Origin of the sequence: Limnospira platensis NIES-39 (genome assembly GCF_026000695.1) — a bacterium.
Lineage (GTDB): Bacteria > Cyanobacteriota > Cyanobacteriia > Cyanobacteriales > Microcoleaceae > Limnospira > Limnospira platensis.
This window is the reverse complement of record NZ_AP026945.1, coordinates 5,705,674-5,721,893: the sequence shown is the minus strand read 5'-3', so window position 1 is coordinate 5,721,893 and position 16,220 is coordinate 5,705,674. Positions and strand designations below refer to the sequence as shown.

Genomic DNA, 16,220 nt, shown 5'->3' with positions numbered 1-16,220 from the left:
CCAGAATGTCAAATATATTGTAATTATTAGGTTGATTGATTGAGTAATTGTTGAAAGTGGGAATATAAATCTTTAGCCAAGGCTTTAGGATTCCATAAAGGGGCTAAATTATCAGGGTTTTTAGATGCCATTAACTGTTCGCGAATTGATTGTCTAAGTTCCGGTTCACGACCCAAACGGATAGCCCAATTTTGATAGTCTTCCCAGGAGTCGGCTATCCCCATTTCTACACCTACTGCTTTTAAGAAAGAATAACCCATGCGGGATAAAAATTGTGAGCCTCGGCGAGTGACTAGGGGAGTATTAAACCAGAGGGCTTCCAAACTATGAGTACCACCATTGTAGGGGTAGGAATCCAATAGCACATCTGCCAATATATAGATTTTCCGGTGTTCTTCTTCGGTCGCAAATCGACTTATTTGTTTAATGCGATGTTGACCGACACCGATCGCCTTACAAGCGGCCGCATAGGTTTCACGAATTATCTGGGTATCTCCTAATGCTTTGTGAACTAAAATACTATCGGGAACTTGTTTAAGGATATTGACCTGGGCTTTCACTAAATCAGGGTTAAATTTACGTCCCGGTGCTACACACAAATAAACCACCTGGTCGCGACTAATACGGTAGGCTTGTCTGAGGAGGTTTTGATCTGCTGATACTCTCTTGAAGCCAGAGACGGCCATAAATGTCTGAGGCATCCTAATTAATTTTTCAGTATAATAAGATTCTCGCCCTGGGGGATGGGTATAATGGTCGCCAATAAAATAGTTATCGGCGGAAATTTGAGGGCTATCAAAACCTAGCCAAGATATACAAAAGCGAGCAGGTTGGTGGGCTAAAATTTCGGTATTAATTTGGACACTGAGAGAGTCTAAGTCTAGGAGAATATCGATTTGGTCTTGGCGAATAGCGTTCACAATTTCTTGGGGGTTGGGGAGTCCCTGGGGGAAATTTTGGGGGGCAAAAACTTTGTGAGCAACTTGTTCAAATGCTGGAGTTTGGTTATCTCGGGTAGGCCGATCGCTCCAATATAGATAAATTTCTGTATTCAGGGCGGCTAATTCTTTAATGACATCGGCACTACACCAGCCGACGGAATGACGACAAAAGTTTTTAGAAAGAATCCCAATTTTCACGGTTTTGGGGCTGGGGATATTGCCAAATCCTTTAGTGGTTTGAATAGTGGTGGGTGTGGAAGTAGGAGATATTAGGCTAACATAGCGATCGCTAATTAATCGTTGTAGCTTATAATTCTTTTCTAAATCATCCCGCAGATAGGGCAGGGCGAATAATAGGTTAGCATAAAGGGATTTAATCTCTACTGGTTTGGTGTGAGCTAGTAAAGCCGGGACTTGTGATTCTAGCTGCAAAAATCTTGGTAAAGCCACGGCATTTAAACCGGAAACCTGATAGATACTAACGGCATAAATAGCGGTCATAATCGGATCGATACTACCACAATTTTTGAGGTAGCTTTCTACGGCATTCCGGGCGGAGGCGAGGTCGGAGGAGTCGCGATATATGCCACAGATATTTTGATAGGCGGCGATAAAATTGGGTTTTAATTCGATCGCCTTTTCTAAGAAGGGGATAGCTTCTTTCGGCTGGCCTTGATGTCTATGAATTATACCGATTTGACAGTAGGCTTCTGCCAGATTGGGGTCAGCGACAATAGCCTGTTTCCACAGGGCGATCGCCTCTTCTAATTTACCCTCATTGACGAGTTGATTTCCCTGGTTATAAAGATGAATTGCGCCCCCGGTAGAGGAATTAATTTGATGAGCCTTTTGTTCAACTATTAAGGCTTCCGACTCTCGCCCCAGTTGTCGCAAAGCACGAGCGAGGTTAACATAAACTGCGGTTAAGTCTGGCTTGAGGGCGATCGCCTTTTGATAGCTGGCGATCGCCGATTCCAATTGTCCTTGTTTATAGAACATACTACCCAAATTAGCATGGGCTTGGGGTAAATTCGGGTCAAATTCTAAAGCCTTGGCATAGTATCGGATCGCCTCTTGAATTTGACCCCGACCCTGAGACACATTACCCATAGTCACATAAACCGGAGGCCAGTTAGGTTTCAATTCTAACGCCTTTTGACAGGCGGCGATCGCCTGATCATAGTCTCCCTGAAGATAACAAGTCTCAGCCTGGTGCAAGAATACTTCAGGACTAGGGTTAGATGGGGAGTTAGAAACAGAAGGTAACTGGGAAGACATCTGATAAGATCTCGTTTGATGGGTAAAAATGGGTTCAGTTGATTCTGAGATACCCTATTTTTCTATCATAGCCTGTTGATACTGACAACAGTACAGGGGGGGGATTTTGATCAATTGCTCAGATCTATCCTTGATCCTGATAGAGGTCATCGACTCTTGTATACACAAAATGAGCCAATTGAGACTACAATAGTATTATATGAACCTTTAACTGCTATAGACTCAGCCAGTCTTAAATACGAAGGAGGTGTTATTACAGATAAGCCAACAGTTAACGATGAATCTAACAATGAATCATTAATAGATAAAGCTAACGCTGAAGGAAATCATGCAGTTTATCAAGCAGCATTAGTCAGCCTAGTATGGGGATTAGCCGGATTAAATCGAGACTCCAATTCCGATAAATATGAGGAAAGCAAATCGAAAATGCACGTCAACATTGACCCTCTCAAAGAATCTTAAAGCTATCTCAAAATCAACAAAAGAGGGATATAGCCTGGCTATACCCCTCCTTTTCATGGTCAGATAATTGACCAACTTCTTAACGTCTGGCATTCATTAAATTAGTATTGAATAAATTGGCATCATCCAAATTAGCGCCCGCTAAGTCTGATGCAGTCAAATCAGCCCCACTTAGATTAGTTCCTGTTAAATCAGTATCCCGCAAATTAACACCAATGATATCAAAGCCATATAGGCTTCCTTCTTGAAGACGCACCAAACCCAAACTAACTACAGACTGACGAACATTTTGAAGATTCGCCCCAGTTAAATCAGCACTTTCCAAATTCGCACCAACTAGATTTGCACCTCTGAGGTTCGCATCAGTCAGGTCAGCAATCACCATCCCCGCTAGGGTTAGATTAGCATTCCTCAAGTTAGTACGGGTTAAGTCTGCGCCGTGAAGTTTAGCTGCAATCAGGCTAGTATCTGTTAAGTTAGCCTCAACCAGGATAGCCCGGTTGAAGTTAGCCTCATTCAAATTAGCACCAGTAAGATCAGCACCACTGAGATCAGCCCTTCTCAGGTTAGCACCACTAAGGTCTAATCCTTGTAACTGTGCCCCGGTAAGATCACATCCCTCACAGCTTTTAGTCTCCAGCAACTGCTTCAGGTGAGCGGGGTTTTCTGCACGAACTGCAGTAGCGATACCAATGGTAACAAGTAATGTTGCGGTTGCGTAAGCTAATAATTTCATCCCACACCCTCCTCGACTCTCGATACTATTACTATGACTGATTTTGAGCCCGAAAGAAATGAGTAAAATCTCACCGTAAGCTGATCGATATCACAGTCAGGATCTAAAATAGATGCTGCGATCGCATTTTCTACCTAAACAACAACGGCCCTAACCACGTCAGCTAGGCGGTTAGCGCTATCAACCACTGCCAAGGACCCAGCCGCCTCAGCCATCCGATTGAGTTCTGTAGAGTCACCCAATAGATACAAAACTTTACCTTGGAGTTCTTCTGGTGTCAAGTCCTGCTGTTGAATTAATACCGCCGCCCCTTGTTTAGCAAAAACTTTGGCGTTAAAAGTTTGGTGGTCTTCGGCGGCGTAGGGATAGGGAATGAGAATAGCGGGGGTTTTAGTAATGGCCAATTCTGTTAAAGTTCCCGCCCCGGCGCGACTAACTGCGAAAGTAGCGCGTTTGAGCAAGGCTCCCATGTGATCATAAAAAGGCATAGCAATATAGTGGGGATGCTGGAGGCTGTCAGCGTCGGGGTCGAGATTTCCGGTAAGGTGAACGATCCAAACACCTGCATCTAACCAAGCTGGTGCGGCGGCTCTGACTAAGCGATTGACGGCTACAGCGCCCTGAGAACCTCCTAACACTACGACGAGCGGCGCATGGTCAGGAATAGGGAATTCTAAGGGCTCTGACTCGTTGGTAAAGGCTGCGCGTACAGGAGTACCCACAACGGTAGTTTTGGCTTTGGGAAGATATCTAGCGGCTTCTGCGAAGCCGATCGCCACCTGGGTACAGCGAGGGGCTAACCAGCGGGTGACTTTACCGGGAAGGGCGTTAGACTCATGGAGAATGACGGGTAAACCGAGGGAACGAGCTGCTAAAATGGCGGGGGCGGCAATATAACCCCCTGTAGTGAATACGCCTTGAAAATTGCCCTGTTTGAGGAGGTGGCGGGCTTTGAGGATAGCGGTGGCTAGACGAGTCCCGGTCATGAGAGTTCCTAAGCCGGGTTTTCCCTGAAATCCACCCACGGCGATAGAATGGATAGGGTACTTTTGGGGAACTAGCTGGGTTTCCAGGCGGTCTGGAACTCCTAGCCATTCGATATGATAATCACTAAGACTATCGGCGGTGGCGATCGCCGGAAACAGATGCCCTCCAGTACCACTGGCTGCAACTAATAATCGCGTGGGTGTCTCGGTCAAGGCTGCTTTTCCTTTGGATACTCAATCAATAATTTCGCTACAATCAAAACACTGGAAGAATCAGAGGGGGTGTTCCCAACGGAAATCCCTAGCTCCTGATTACTTTACCACTCTGACGCACAACTGACAACTATACTTATGACCCGCCTTGTGATTTTTCCGTTGCGCTACCCGGCTTTTTCCCCAGTTTTATCAGCCATTCTGACAATTGCTCTCTGGTGCGGTTTAGGCTGGGGGAGCGATCGCGCTTGGGCATCCGAACCAGACACCGCCCCACCGGAACTGAAAATGCTGCTAGAAAATATTGAGACTGAAGCTAATCGCCAAAATCTGGAAGCGTTGATGAGGTTTTATGCTCCAGATTTTGAAAATACTGATGGTTTAAATCATGATACTTTAAAACGGGGTTTAAGGCATTTTTGGGAACAATACTACTCTCTTAATTATCGCACGACTTTGCAGGATTGGGAACGAGATGGAAATGCGATTATTGCGACAACGGTTACGGAAATTGAAGGGGTGAAACGCTTTCCCGATCGCGATGTAATTTTGCGATCGAGGATTACTTCCCAACAGCGCATTGAGAATGATCTGATTATCGCTCAGGAAATTTTAGCGGAACGCAACCAGTTAACTTCTGGTGATGCTCCCCCAACGGTTACATTGAATATTCCTGAACAGGTGTTCACGGGTCGAGAATTCAGCCTTGATGCTATAGTTGAAGAACCCCTGGGTTCGGAATTGTTGATTGGAGGGGCGATCGTCCAACCCGTTAATACTAATGCTTACTTTGAGCCTACACCTGTATCTATTCAGTTTTTAACATCTGGTGGTATTTTCAAAATTGGTCAAGCGCCGATATTACCAGAGGATAACTGGGTTTCTACTATTCTTATGCGTCGTGATGGTATCACCTCCATTACCCAGCGCATGAGAGTTGTCGATTAATCGATATAATAGGGGCGAAAAATTTCTCGCCCCTACTAGGTAAGATAGATCCTGTAGGGGCGGGTTCTCCTATTTCCTCACCTCCCCACAGGAAGATTGATAAACCCGCCCTTCCCAAGGGGGGTATTTGCTAACCTCCCCACAGGAAAATTGATAAACCCGCCCTTCCCAAACCGGGTATTTCCTCACCTCCCAACAGGAAGATTGATAAACCCGCCCTCCCCAAACTGGGTATTTCCTCACCTCACCAGGGGAAGATTGATAAACCCGCCCTTCCCAAGGGGGGTATTTGCTAACCTCCCCACAGGAAGATTGATAAACCCGCTTTTTGACCTGTAGGGGCGGGTTCTCCGAGTTCCTCACCTCCCCACAGGAAGATTGATAAACCCGCCCTTCCTTCCCAAACCGGGTATTTCCTCACCTCACCAGGGGAAGATTGACGGGCTCGCCTTTTGAGGTAAAGCCCTCACCCCAAACCCCTCTCCCATACGGGAGAGGGGCTTTGAAAAGTAGCTCACCAATCCACCAAACCGGGTATTTCCTCACCTCCCCACAGGAAGATTGATAAACCCGCCCTTCCCAAACCGGGTATTTCCTCACCTCACCAGGGGAAGATTGACGGGCTCGCCTTTTGAGGTAAAGCCCTCACCCCAAACCCCTCTCCCATACGGGAGAGGGGCTTTGAAAAGTAGCTCACCAATCCACCAAACCGGGTATTTCCTCACCTCCCCACAGGAAGATTGATAAACCCGCCCTTCCCAAACCGGGTATTTCCTCACCTCCCCACAGGAAGATTGACGGGCTCGCCTTTTGAGGTAAAGCCCTCACCCCAAACCCCTCTCCCATACGGGAGAGGGGCTTTGAAAAGTAGCTCACCAATCCACCAAACCGGGTATTTCCTCACCTCCCCACAGGAAGATTGATAAACCCGCCCTTCCCAAACCGGGTATTTCCTCACCTCCCCACAGGAAGATTGACGGGCTCGCCTTTTGAGGTAAAGCCCTCACCCCAAACCCCTCTCCCATACGGGAGAGGGGCTTTGAAAAGTAGCTCACCAATCCACCGAACCGCTATATTTGCTAACCTCCCCACAGGAAGATTGACGGGCTCGCCTTTTGAGGAGAGGATTAGTAAAAAGTTCCGGTTTTGCGATAGTGAACTGCTGTTACACCTTCATTATTTAACAGTTTGCCGTTTTGGACTTGAGCATAAATAACCCAGTGGTCGCCGCATTCCATGCGGTTTTTTACCTCACATTCTAAATAAGCCAAAGCATCATTTAAAATCAGACATCCGTTAGAGGCTTCTGTGGTTGATAAAGATGCAAATCTATCCTCACCGGGAGCAAACTTTTTCATAAAGTGTTTACGGAGTTGTTTACCTTCGTCCAAAATGTTTAAAACAAAGCGATCGCCTATATGGGTCATCGATTCCATAGCGCGATCGCGAGCCACAGCCACAGTCAATCCTGGGGGGGTAAAAGTAGCTTGAGATACCCACGAAGCCAACATCCCACTTACCACCTCTCCACGGCGACAGGAGACCACGCACAGGGAACCTACCAAACGACCTACAGCCTGAGCAGTTCGGTCAGCACTAGCAGACTGGGAAGTAGATTTTAAGGCGCGGCGTTTTTGGTCACGTCGCAACATTTGAGCGAAATCAATAGCAGTTTCTTCGCAGGTTTGTAGGGTGATATCTGTGGGTTTAAACTTGACCCTAATTGGTTCAAAGCCGAATTGATAGCCAGCATCTTTTAACTTATCGGCGATTAAATCTACCGCCTCTCCACTCCAACCAAAGGAACCAAAAACCCCGGCTAATTTATTAGTTGATGCGGTATTGAGGATAATTCCCAAAGCGGTTTGTATTTGTGTGGGAGCGTGACCACCGAGGGTAGGGGAACCGATAATAAATCCATCGGATTTTTCGACGGATGTTTGAATTTCGGTAGATTTAGCGTGTTCACAATTAATCAATTCTACCGCTACTCCCGACCTAGTTAATCCTCTGGCGATCGCATGAGCAATAGAGGCGGTATTCCCGTAAGCAGAAGCATATAGCAACGCCACATTCAAATCCTGAGATTTTTGTTTTTCGCTCCATTGTCGATATAAATTAGTTAATTCATTCATCCCATAGCGCACTAAGGGACCGTGACCCGTGGCATAAAAATCAATGGGTGATAACTCAGCAATTTTATCTAAGATTGACAGAATTTTTTTAGGTTGTGCCGCATGGAGACAGTCATAATAAAAACGGCGGTCTTCGCTGTAGACTGACCAGCCTTCATCAAATACTTGATCACCGCAAACATGGGCTCCAAAAAACTTATCTGTAAACAGGATTTGACTACAGGGGTCATAGGTCAATAAACCATCAGGCCATCGGGGAGTTGGTGCAGTGATTAATTGCAGTTCATGTCCGCGACCCAGGTCTAATTTTTCCTCACTTTTAACTGTTAAAATATTTAAGGTTAATTCTGGGAAAAATTCCCGCAGCGCCAAGGTAGCGGGGTTAGAACACACCCAAGTAATTTGGGGAGCCTTTTCTAACAAGGCTTTAATTGTCGCGCCTCGGTTAGCGTTAAAATGCCCTAAAATCACATATTTGAGGTTGTTAAAATCTAAGCGGTCTTCCAGGGATTTAAGATAGTTGGCGGTAAAAGATTCTCCGGGAGGGTCGATAATCGCCACTTGGTCAGCTTCGATTAGATAACTATTAGCTGTCGTCCCCCGTTGTAGGGAATATTCCACCTCAAACTTGAGTCTATCCCAAGTGCGCGATCGCAAAACCTTGGTATCATTACCAATTAAGAAAACTTGAACATCACGAGCTTTTGAATTATACATTTGTTAAAATGGATATAGTGAACATAGAAACCCAAAAAAGGCGGGTGATTTGGCAATATTTTTGATATCAATCAACCCGCCATCAAGGAATTTTTTAGTAGTGATTTCCGACCTTGCGATGATGAACGGCTGGTAAAGCATCAGGGTTACTAACGCGACCGCCATCAATAGTGGCATAAACAATCCAATGATCGGTTAATTCCATGCGACTAGCTACCCGACATTCCAGATAAGCCAGAGCATCATTTAAAATCGGACTGCCATTATTAGCGGCTTGAGTTTTCACGCCTTCAAAACGGTCAGCACCAGGGGGAAAACGCTTGAGAAAATGCTTCATCAAGGCTTGATAATTGTTCTCCTCCAAGACATTGAGAACAAAGGTATCACCGACCTGCATTAAGGCTTCGATCGCCCTATCTTTGGCAACTGCAATAGTTACTCCCAGAGGTTCAAAACTCGCCTGAGACACCCAGGAAGCCAACATAGCGCTACTCACTTCCCCTTTAGCAGCGGTGATAATATACAACCCGCCACTAATGCGACCCAAGGCTTTATCGACATCGCTATCTAGGGATTTCATCTGCTTAATAGCCTTATCCCGACTGAGTAACTGTCCCATATCGGTTCCGGCTTCATCACAGAGTTTATAGGTGTTTTCGGTGGGGGTTTCGGTAATCCGAATTGAGGGAAAAGCGGGTTTAAGTCCGGCGGCTTTAAACTTGACTTCCAGGGGGTAAACGGACAAATTATTATCGCTACCAGATTCGTACAAACCAAAGGTTTGCTTTTTGTTGGTAGATGCTAAAATGGTGCTGATGGCTTGTTCGGCAAGTTCTGCATCTTCACCAGACACCGGAGGCATTCCGATAACTAATCCGGTAGCCATACTAGCTAACTCGCGGATTTCCTGGTTATCAGCCGATCGCAGATCCATCATTTCGACAGCGACACCAGTTTTAGTAATCCCGTGGGCGATCGCTTGGGAAAGACGATCGCTATAACCGAAATCGGAATAGTAAAATACCGCCGCCGTGGTTTCGGCTTTGGACTGTTCCTGACTCCATTTTTGATAGCGATCGGTCAATTCCTTAACGTTATGGCGCAGCAGGGGGCCGTGTCCGGTGGCGATGGTGGTAATAGTTCCTAGTTGCTTCATACGCTTAATGGCGCTGAGAACAGACCGGGCGTTAGGAGCCATCAAACATTCGTAGTAGAATCGATAATCAGCCTCAATGTCGGCGAGGTTTGAGTCGTAGGTGAGATCGGAACAGTAGTGCATTCCGAAAGCGTCACAGGTAAAGAGAGTTTCGGTTTGGCGATCGTAGGTGAAAATGGTATCAGGCCAGTGTAGGTTAGGGGCGGAAACGAATTCCAGCACATGACCGTTACCGAGGTCTAATGTATCACCGTTTTTAACTTGTTGAGACTTAAAGGGCTGGTGAACTAGGTTTTCTAAAAATTGAATGGCAACTTTTGCGCCGACGACGGTAATTTGGGGGGCTAGTTGCAGAATATCAGCCACTAAACCGCTATGGTCGGGTTCTGTGTGGCTAATAATCAGATAATCAATGGCGGCGGGGTCGATTAATCCTTGGAGAGTGTCTAGGTATAGTTGCCGAAATTTGGCGTGGGATGTATCTACTAAGGCGGTTTTGTCGCCACGAATGATAAATGAGTTATAGGTTGTGCCGTTTTGCAGACCAAATTCGATATCAAAGCGATCGCGGTCCCAATCAAGCGATCGAATTGTGGTGGTGTCTGTAGTAACTTCTGCTACCTCAACGGTCAACCGACCTGCTTTAACCCGGTCAGTGAGGGCTACCATGTATGACCTCCCAAAATTTAGCTATCTAATAGTGTGCAAGTTTACAGATATTCTGACACGGATACCGAATCTGTGGGGGTTTGAAAAACCTATCAATGGGTTAAGACCCACAAAACCGAATAGGGAACTCTCTGGGCTTTTCTGATGATTGTTAGATTTGGAAAAGTGGCGATCGCACCTGAGATGATGGTATAGGTGAATATGCTCAAGAAATCTTAACGCCACTGGAATTAACGTAAGTGTCGCCAGTTGGGGATAAGTGAAATAATTATCACCCTATCACCAATGGGAAATCGCCCCAAGTCTGTGCTGATTAATATTATGCCAACCTGATGAATTGCGATTAACAATAAGATAATAATGCGATTACCCAATTGCTATAATCAAACTGTCCCCTAATCTTTGGTCGATACTATGCAGCTAACTTCTCCGATCTATCCACCTTTGGAAAATGGCGATCGCCTCAGCTATCGAGAATTTGAGCGACGTTACGCCGCCATGACTACAGATCAGAAAGCCGAATTAATTGAAGGAGTCGTATATATGGCATCACCCCTGCGGTTTACCACCCATGCAGAACCCCACGGTCGTCTCATCACCTGGTTGGGCGTTTACCAAGCCGCTACCCCCTCCACAGCAATGGGGATTGAACCCACGGTTCGCCTCGACTCGGACAACGAATTTCAACCTGATGGAGTTTTGTTGATTCCGGGGGGAAGTTCTCAACTCACCTCATACGGCTACATTCAAGGCGCGCCGGAATTGGTGGTAGAAATTGCGGCTAGTAGTGCGGCGATCGATTTAGGGGATAAAAAACGGGTTTATCGGCGCAATGGGGTACAAGAATATCTAGTTTGGCAAATCTTCGACCAAAAACTAGATTGGTTTTATTTAGAGGAGGGAGTTTATCAGTCTCTTTCTCCCAATGATGAGGGGATTTTGTGCAGTGGCGTGTTTCCCGGTTTATGGTTGAACGCAACGCAACTATTACAAAATAATCTCGCGGCGGTTTTGGCAACCCTACAAACCGGACTGTCATCCCCAGAACATCAAGCCTTTATTCAACCGGATTAAAACAGAGGTTAGAAATGAATATCTCGTTAAGTGCAGAAATTGAGCTTTCTGGAAAGTCTGGTAGAAAGCGGTAAGTATCCTTCCGCTGAAGATGCGATCGCCACAGGTATTAGGCTGTTAAATGATAAGCCTCTGATGGCATCTACAAAAATTAAATACTCATCAACAGTTTAGCCATTGTTTTAGCCATCGGCATTTGTGTCAATTCCTCAATCCAATACCATTGACCGTTAGGGTTGCATTCTAAAAAGTAGTATTCCCCTTCAGGAGTAAGAATCATATCGAAAGTTGAGAATACCAAAGAATAATGACGGTTAAAAGCCAAAAGTTTCTGCGCTATCTCAACGGGTAAATCGTAAACAGTGTGTTTAATCTGGTAACTATCTATTGCCCGCCAGTCAGACTTGGTTTTTTCAATTTCCTGAGAATGAATTGCGGCGGTAAAAACTTCTTCTCCGATAATTGTCACCCTTAACTCTATGGATTTATCGATGTATTGTTGTAAAAAAGTGGGAGCAAAACTTATGGTTTTCGCAAATTGAAGAAACTGCTCCTTATCGATACGTTTAGCAAAGCAGTGCCATGCCTCAGTTTGATTCACCACAAAACCGGAAAAATGAAATGTTTTTACCAGTAAATCCCATTGACAATTCTCCCCAAATTCTCTGGCAACTTCGGGATTGTTAGTAATTAAAGTTTTGGGAACTTTTAATCCTAATTTTAGTGCCAGTTCCAAGTTAGGTAGTTTTTGGCTGGAGTGTCTTAAATTCCAAAACGGATTAACCCATGTTTTGTGGGAGTACAGGTTATAAAATGAGCGTAAAAAATAGCTATACTCCTCTTTGACAAAAACCTGTGCGTGTTCTTCGGTAATGTTTGAGTCTGGCTCAACTTGTTCTGGTTTTCGATACCAAATAGTATCAAAACTGTCTGATGTTACTGTTTTGTCAGAGTCTTTAAAGTGGAATTTGAGATGCCAAGGTTCTGCTAAGTCTAATTTTCCCAAAGTAAAGTCTGAATTACAACCCATATCTTGGGTATTCATGCGGACAATATCGCCACCTAGTTTTCTGAGTTCAATGGTGACAAAATCTGCGTGAACATCGCATTTATCCGTAATTACTAAGATGGGCTTAATCATATTGATGAGGATTAACTATTCTTTAATAAACTTTATATTGAGGACTTTATCAGTAATTTTCATTCATCAGCCACATTATCGTCGTCTTTGTCTCCATGCCATATTATCAAGCCACTATTAGTTGACTTTTTGATACTCGTGCTATTTAGAACACCTGAAATACTAGCTAACTGAGTTTCCTCGTTAATTTGGAATCTAGCATTATAGCAAAGGTTTTCTTGCCCATATTCTTCAGAAATGCTAGTAAAAGCAGGTTCTACTGCAAAAAGCATAGCAAAAGGCATTTGGTGGGAACAATTTTTTTGAGTCCCTAATGTTTTAACCATTGGATTTGCAATTCCTCTAACCAAATAAACTTATCCCAGAACTTGATTGAAGACAGGTTTAAATAGATAGGCGGCTATAAATTGGTAGCCACCTATTTATATGGGTTATATAATCAACAATTTATTGACTTTCATCACTCATATTCATCACCCATAGTATCCTCATCTGAATCCTCAAAAAACCCAGTACCAGTTGAGCGTTTCAGACTTGTACTTGTTTGTCCACCTACAATCAGATTCAATTGAGTTTCGTTGTTAATTTGAAGCACGGGGTTATAGCATAGTTCCTGTTCGAGTGACTCTTTAGGAATGCTGGTAAAAGCAGGCTCTACCGCAAAAAGCATTGCAAACGGTAACTTGTCAGAAGTCTTTTCCTGAACCCCTAATGTCTTGACCATTGGTATTTTCCTGGGCGCTAAAATTAAATTTTCTGTATTAACACTATTTTATGATGCTAATTCCTATCTGACAACCCCTAAAAATAGGATTTTGTAGGAACCTTTTAAACCATGTAGTACCTGATTTTATGGGAAAACATAGGATTTTATCCCCCCAAATAGGAAAAAGTATGATAATATAGGATAAAATCCACAATCAAACCATATCTCACGTCTATGGATATTGAAGAAGCTTTAAAGTGGACTGACGATCGCCTGTTCGCGAAAACCGGAAAACATCTGGATTCTCTACAAAAGGCTATTTTAGAGGGGGTTTGGCAACGGGAAACTTACGAACAAATAGGAGATAATGAACATTGCAGCAAACATCATATCAGAAAAGAGGCTTGGAAATTATGGCAACTTCTGTCGGATGTTTTCGAGGAAGATGTTAGAAAAGCTAATATTAGGTCGATTTTAGAAAACGGGAGATATTCGCACATTGAAAATCTGCATATTGGTAATGGCGACATCAATGTTTGTCGCGAAAATCCACCCTATGCAAAAACCGCAAAAAAACGTTCCACTAACAACGCAGATAAGGTTCAAACAGAAAAACGCCACGATTTAACGGAAGTTCCCAAAAGCGATCGCCTCTACAACCGCACCCAGGAACTCAACACCCTTAAACAATGGATACTCGAAGATAAAATCCCCATCGTCAGCGTTATCGGTTTATCGGGTGTTGGCAAAACTGCCCTAGTAGTGGAACTGGTGAGACAAATTCAAGATAACTTCGATCGCCTCTTATGGCGCAACTGTACCAACGCCCCCACCTTAAAATCGCTCAAAACTCATTTAATCGAATTTCTCTCACCACCAACAGAAACCAAATCCCCATCTTTAATCGACTGTTTGCGATCGCATCGTTGCCTGATTATCCTCGATGACTTTCAAGAACTATTTACCAGTGGAGAATTAGCCGGAACTTACCAAACAGACTGCCAAGATTACAGCAAATTTATCAAAGAAATAGCCACCACGCATCACCACAGTTGCCTGCTGATTATTAGTTGGGAAAAACCTATAGAATTGGCGACATTAGAAGGTCGAAAAAGTTTATGCCACACATTACCAATTGATGGTTTAGGCGAATCAGCTAAATAAATCTTAACCGAAATGGAATTAACCGATCCAGATAGATGGTTAGAATTAATCCAACTTTATAGCGGCAATCCTTTATGGCTAAAGATAGCAGCTAATACGATTCAAGAACTATTTGACGGCAGCGTGGCTGACTTCTTATCGCGTGAGAGTCCGTTTTTGGGAGATTTAGAAATTCTATTGCAGGCACATTATCAACGCTTGTCGCTCATAGAAAAACAAGCAATTGTTTGGTTAGGCAGCCAAGACATACCCGTGGAACTTTCCGCATATACGACAGATTTACCTCTCTCCGAGTATGACTTATTAAAAGCTGTTCAATCTTTATTAAAACGCGGTTTACTTGAAAAAGTGAAGGAAAAAGGGCGATCGCGCTTCACCCTTGCACCAGTGATTAAAGAATATGTTAACAATCAATTTTAGAGCGGAATGAGTCAAATGATTATTGCTCCGTCTCCCCCACCGCGCCCTCCTCCTGACGGACTGCGAACATCCCACCCCAGAACTCATCAGCTTCTGTGAAAAACTCACCGGGGTCATCGCGATCGCATTCCTCTCTGATGATTGTTAGATTTGGGAAAAACTGCGGCTCAATTCCCACCAGAGAAGGTCGCCAAAGTGGCGATCGCACCTGAGATGATTGTATAGGTGAATATGCTCAAGAAATCTTAACGCCACTGGAATTAACGTAAGTGTCGCCAGTTGGGGATAAGTGAAATAATTATCACCCTATCACCAATGGGAAATCGCCCCAAGTCTGTGCTGATTAATATTATGCCAACCTGATGAATTGCGATTAACAATAAGATAATAATGCGATTACCCAATTGCTATAATCAAACTGTCCCCTAATCTTTGGTCGATACTATGCAGCTAACTTCTCCGATCTATCCACCTTTGGAAAATGGCGATCGCCTCAGCTATCGAGAATTTGAGCGACGTTACGCCGCCATGACTACAGATCAGAAAGCCGAATTAATTGAAGGAGTCGTATATATGGCATCACCCCTGCGGTTTACCACCCATGCGAAACCCCACGCGGATTTAATCGGGTTGCTATGGACTTATAAAATGGCAACCCCAGGGACAGAAATAGGTATTGAACCGACGGTTCGCCTCGACTCGGACAACGAATTTCAACCTGATGGAGTTTTGTTGATTCCGGGGGGAAGTTCTCAACTCACCTCATACGGCTACATTCAAGGCGCGCCGGAATTGGTGGTAGAAATTGCGGCTAGTAGTGCGGCGATCGATTTAGGGGATAAAAAACGGGTTTATCGGCGCAATGGGGTACAAGAATATCTAGTTTGGCAAATCTTCGACCAAAAACTAGATTGGTTTTATTTAGAGGAGGGAGTTTATCAGTCTCTTTCTCCCAATGATGAGGGGATTTTGTGCAGTCGGGTGTTTCCGGGTTTATGGTTGAACGCAACGCAACTATTACAAAATAATCTCGCGGCGGTTTTGGCCACCCTACAAACCGGACTGTCATCCCCAGAACATCAAGCCTTTATTCAACCGGATTAAAACAGAGGTTAGAAATGAATATCTCGTTAAGTGCAGAAATTGAGCTTTCTGGAAAGTCTGGTAGAAAGCGGTAAGTATCCTTCCGCTGAAGATGCGATCGCCACAGGTATTAGGCTTTTAGCAGACCGAGAACGCATTTATCAAGGGCGGTTTGAGGAATTGCAACGGGACATTATGGTTGGTGTTCCTAACTGAAATGCACCCATTATGACACCCCCACCTCGCGCCCCGAGGTGGGGAGAGCTTCCTGTTATAAAACTTTACAAAATTGGCTCAAAAAGTCTTGACATCCTGAATTTCCCAAGGCTAGACTAAATCGGAAACTTAAATCTTGACATCCTACTAAATCTCAAGAGGCTGAACTCAATCT

General features: G+C 44.4%; 18 protein-coding genes. 8 read left to right on the top strand and 10 right to left on the bottom strand.

Features of this window, described 5'->3' with window-relative positions; all coding sequences use genetic code 11:
- Positions 1-26 precede the first annotated feature (26 nt).
- Positions 27-2,219: a tetratricopeptide repeat protein gene (locus N39L_RS27930; RefSeq protein ID WP_006617639.1), complete on the bottom strand. Its 2,193-nt coding sequence runs from the start codon at positions 2,217-2,219 to the stop codon at positions 27-29.
- 156 nt (positions 2,220-2,375) lie between these two features.
- On the opposite strand from N39L_RS27930, the gene N39L_RS27925 reads away from it, so the two are divergent.
- The gene (locus N39L_RS27925) at positions 2,376-2,681 is read left to right on the top strand and encodes a hypothetical protein (RefSeq protein WP_035737700.1); all 306 of its coding nucleotides are present in this window, start codon (positions 2,376-2,378) and stop codon (positions 2,679-2,681) included.
- A 79-nt stretch (positions 2,682-2,760) separates the two neighbouring features.
- Here N39L_RS27925 and N39L_RS27920 read toward each other — a convergent pair whose 3' ends face one another.
- Both N39L_RS27920 and murG read right to left on the bottom strand, forming a co-directional pair.
- Entirely contained in the window at positions 2,761-3,417 is a 657-nt protein-coding gene (locus tag N39L_RS27920; protein ID WP_006617641.1) for a pentapeptide repeat-containing protein, read from the bottom strand.
- 134 nt (positions 3,418-3,551) lie between these two features.
- A complete protein-coding gene (gene murG / locus N39L_RS27915; protein WP_006617642.1) occupies positions 3,552-4,616 on the bottom strand; it encodes an undecaprenyldiphospho-muramoylpentapeptide beta-N-acetylglucosaminyltransferase in 1,065 nt (354 codons plus the stop codon).
- A 138-nt stretch (positions 4,617-4,754) separates the two neighbouring features.
- Here murG and N39L_RS27910 point away from each other — a divergent pair, with 138 nt between their 5' ends.
- Positions 4,755-5,564 (top strand): nuclear transport factor 2 family protein, encoded by an 810-nt coding sequence (locus N39L_RS27910; RefSeq protein WP_006617643.1) that lies wholly within the window; start codon positions 4,755-4,757, stop codon positions 5,562-5,564.
- Positions 5,565-5,633: 69 nt separating this feature from the next.
- On the opposite strand, the gene N39L_RS27905 is transcribed toward N39L_RS27910, so the two are convergent.
- From N39L_RS27905 to N39L_RS27895, 3 genes are all read right to left on the bottom strand, one after another.
- Positions 5,634-5,927 (bottom strand): hypothetical protein, encoded by a 294-nt coding sequence (locus N39L_RS27905; protein WP_043468642.1) that lies wholly within the window; start codon positions 5,925-5,927, stop codon positions 5,634-5,636.
- A gap of 764 nt (positions 5,928-6,691) precedes the next feature.
- Positions 6,692-8,416, bottom strand: coding sequence for a diflavin flavoprotein (locus tag N39L_RS27900; RefSeq protein ID WP_014276999.1), 1,725 nt, complete (start codon positions 8,414-8,416; stop codon positions 6,692-6,694).
- Between the two features lie 94 nt (positions 8,417-8,510).
- Positions 8,511-10,241 carry a diflavin flavoprotein gene (locus N39L_RS27895; protein ID WP_014276998.1) on the bottom strand — a complete coding sequence of 577 codons (1,731 nt, stop codon included), beginning with the start codon at positions 10,239-10,241 and terminating at the stop codon, positions 8,511-8,513.
- Positions 10,242-10,655: 414 nt separating this feature from the next.
- Here N39L_RS27895 and N39L_RS27890 point away from each other — a divergent pair, with 414 nt between their 5' ends.
- Both N39L_RS27890 and N39L_RS27885 read left to right on the top strand, forming a co-directional pair.
- Positions 10,656-11,315: a Uma2 family endonuclease gene (locus N39L_RS27890; protein WP_014276997.1), complete on the top strand. Its 660-nt coding sequence runs from the start codon at positions 10,656-10,658 to the stop codon at positions 11,313-11,315.
- Between the two features lie 30 nt (positions 11,316-11,345).
- On the top strand, positions 11,346-11,489 hold the full coding sequence (locus N39L_RS27885; protein WP_231852013.1) for a ribbon-helix-helix domain-containing protein: 144 nt from the start codon (positions 11,346-11,348) through the stop codon (positions 11,487-11,489).
- On the opposite strand, the gene N39L_RS27880 is transcribed toward N39L_RS27885, so the two are convergent.
- The 3 genes from N39L_RS27880 to N39L_RS27870 form a co-directional block, all read right to left on the bottom strand.
- Positions 11,467-12,456 (bottom strand): MvdC/MvdD family ATP grasp protein, encoded by a 990-nt coding sequence (locus N39L_RS27880; RefSeq protein WP_006616446.1) that lies wholly within the window; start codon positions 12,454-12,456, stop codon positions 11,467-11,469. The two genes, N39L_RS27885 and N39L_RS27880, sit on opposite strands and share 23 nt — an antisense overlap.
- Positions 12,457-12,515: 59 nt before the next feature.
- Positions 12,516-12,782: a hypothetical protein gene (locus N39L_RS27875; RefSeq protein WP_006616445.1), complete on the bottom strand. Its 267-nt coding sequence runs from the start codon at positions 12,780-12,782 to the stop codon at positions 12,516-12,518.
- Positions 12,783-12,916: 134 nt separating this feature from the next.
- Positions 12,917-13,180 carry a hypothetical protein gene (locus N39L_RS27870; protein WP_006616444.1) on the bottom strand — a complete coding sequence of 88 codons (264 nt, stop codon included), beginning with the start codon at positions 13,178-13,180 and terminating at the stop codon, positions 12,917-12,919.
- Between the two features lie 216 nt (positions 13,181-13,396).
- Between N39L_RS27870 and N39L_RS27865 the strand changes: the two genes are divergently transcribed.
- Both N39L_RS27865 and N39L_RS27860 read left to right on the top strand, forming a co-directional pair.
- Entirely contained in the window at positions 13,397-14,326 is a 930-nt protein-coding gene (locus tag N39L_RS27865; RefSeq protein ID WP_014276995.1) for a helix-turn-helix domain-containing protein, read from the top strand.
- 12 nt (positions 14,327-14,338) lie between these two features.
- Entirely contained in the window at positions 14,339-14,746 is a 408-nt protein-coding gene (locus tag N39L_RS27860; RefSeq protein ID WP_014276994.1) for a hypothetical protein, read from the top strand.
- Positions 14,747-14,765: 19 nt separating this feature from the next.
- Here the strand turns inward: N39L_RS27860 and N39L_RS27855 are convergent, their stop codons facing one another.
- Positions 14,766-14,954: a hypothetical protein gene (locus N39L_RS27855; protein ID WP_014276993.1), complete on the bottom strand. Its 189-nt coding sequence runs from the start codon at positions 14,952-14,954 to the stop codon at positions 14,766-14,768.
- 236 nt (positions 14,955-15,190) lie between these two features.
- Here N39L_RS27855 and N39L_RS27850 point away from each other — a divergent pair, with 236 nt between their 5' ends.
- Complete coding sequence (locus N39L_RS27850; RefSeq protein ID WP_014276992.1) at positions 15,191-15,850, top strand: Uma2 family endonuclease; 660 nt, start codon at positions 15,191-15,193, stop codon at positions 15,848-15,850.
- Positions 15,851-15,880: 30 nt separating this feature from the next.
- Positions 15,881-16,045 carry a ribbon-helix-helix domain-containing protein gene (locus tag N39L_RS27845; RefSeq protein WP_231852012.1) on the top strand — a complete coding sequence of 55 codons (165 nt, stop codon included), beginning with the start codon at positions 15,881-15,883 and terminating at the stop codon, positions 16,043-16,045.
- The last annotated feature ends 175 nt before the right edge of the window (positions 16,046-16,220 follow it).

What these genes read in the sequence shown, in the direction of transcription:
- N39L_RS27920 (WP_006617641.1), bottom strand. Translation starts at nt 3,417, where the DNA reads ATGAAATTATTAGCTTACGCAACCGCAACATTACTTGTTACCATTGGT.
- N39L_RS27930 (WP_006617639.1), bottom strand. Translation starts at nt 2,219, where the DNA reads ATGTCTTCCCAGTTACCTTCTGTTTCTAACTCCCCATCTAACCCTAGT.
- N39L_RS27860 (WP_014276994.1), top strand. Translation starts at nt 14,339, where the DNA reads ATGGAATTAACCGATCCAGATAGATGGTTAGAATTAATCCAACTTTAT.
- N39L_RS27870 (WP_006616444.1), bottom strand. Translation starts at nt 13,180, where the DNA reads ATGGTCAAGACATTAGGGGTTCAGGAAAAGACTTCTGACAAGTTACCG.
- N39L_RS27890 (WP_014276997.1), top strand. Translation starts at nt 10,656, where the DNA reads ATGCAGCTAACTTCTCCGATCTATCCACCTTTGGAAAATGGCGATCGC.
- N39L_RS27900 (WP_014276999.1), bottom strand. Translation starts at nt 8,416, where the DNA reads ATGTATAATTCAAAAGCTCGTGATGTTCAAGTTTTCTTAATTGGTAAT.
- N39L_RS27895 (WP_014276998.1), bottom strand. Translation starts at nt 10,241, where the DNA reads ATGGTAGCCCTCACTGACCGGGTTAAAGCAGGTCGGTTGACCGTTGAG.
- N39L_RS27850 (WP_014276992.1), top strand. Translation starts at nt 15,191, where the DNA reads ATGCAGCTAACTTCTCCGATCTATCCACCTTTGGAAAATGGCGATCGC.
- N39L_RS27865 (WP_014276995.1), top strand. Translation starts at nt 13,397, where the DNA reads ATGGATATTGAAGAAGCTTTAAAGTGGACTGACGATCGCCTGTTCGCG.
- N39L_RS27880 (WP_006616446.1), bottom strand. Translation starts at nt 12,456, where the DNA reads ATGATTAAGCCCATCTTAGTAATTACGGATAAATGCGATGTTCACGCA.
- N39L_RS27910 (WP_006617643.1), top strand. Translation starts at nt 4,755, where the DNA reads ATGACCCGCCTTGTGATTTTTCCGTTGCGCTACCCGGCTTTTTCCCCA.
- N39L_RS27875 (WP_006616445.1), bottom strand. Translation starts at nt 12,782, where the DNA reads ATGGTTAAAACATTAGGGACTCAAAAAAATTGTTCCCACCAAATGCCT.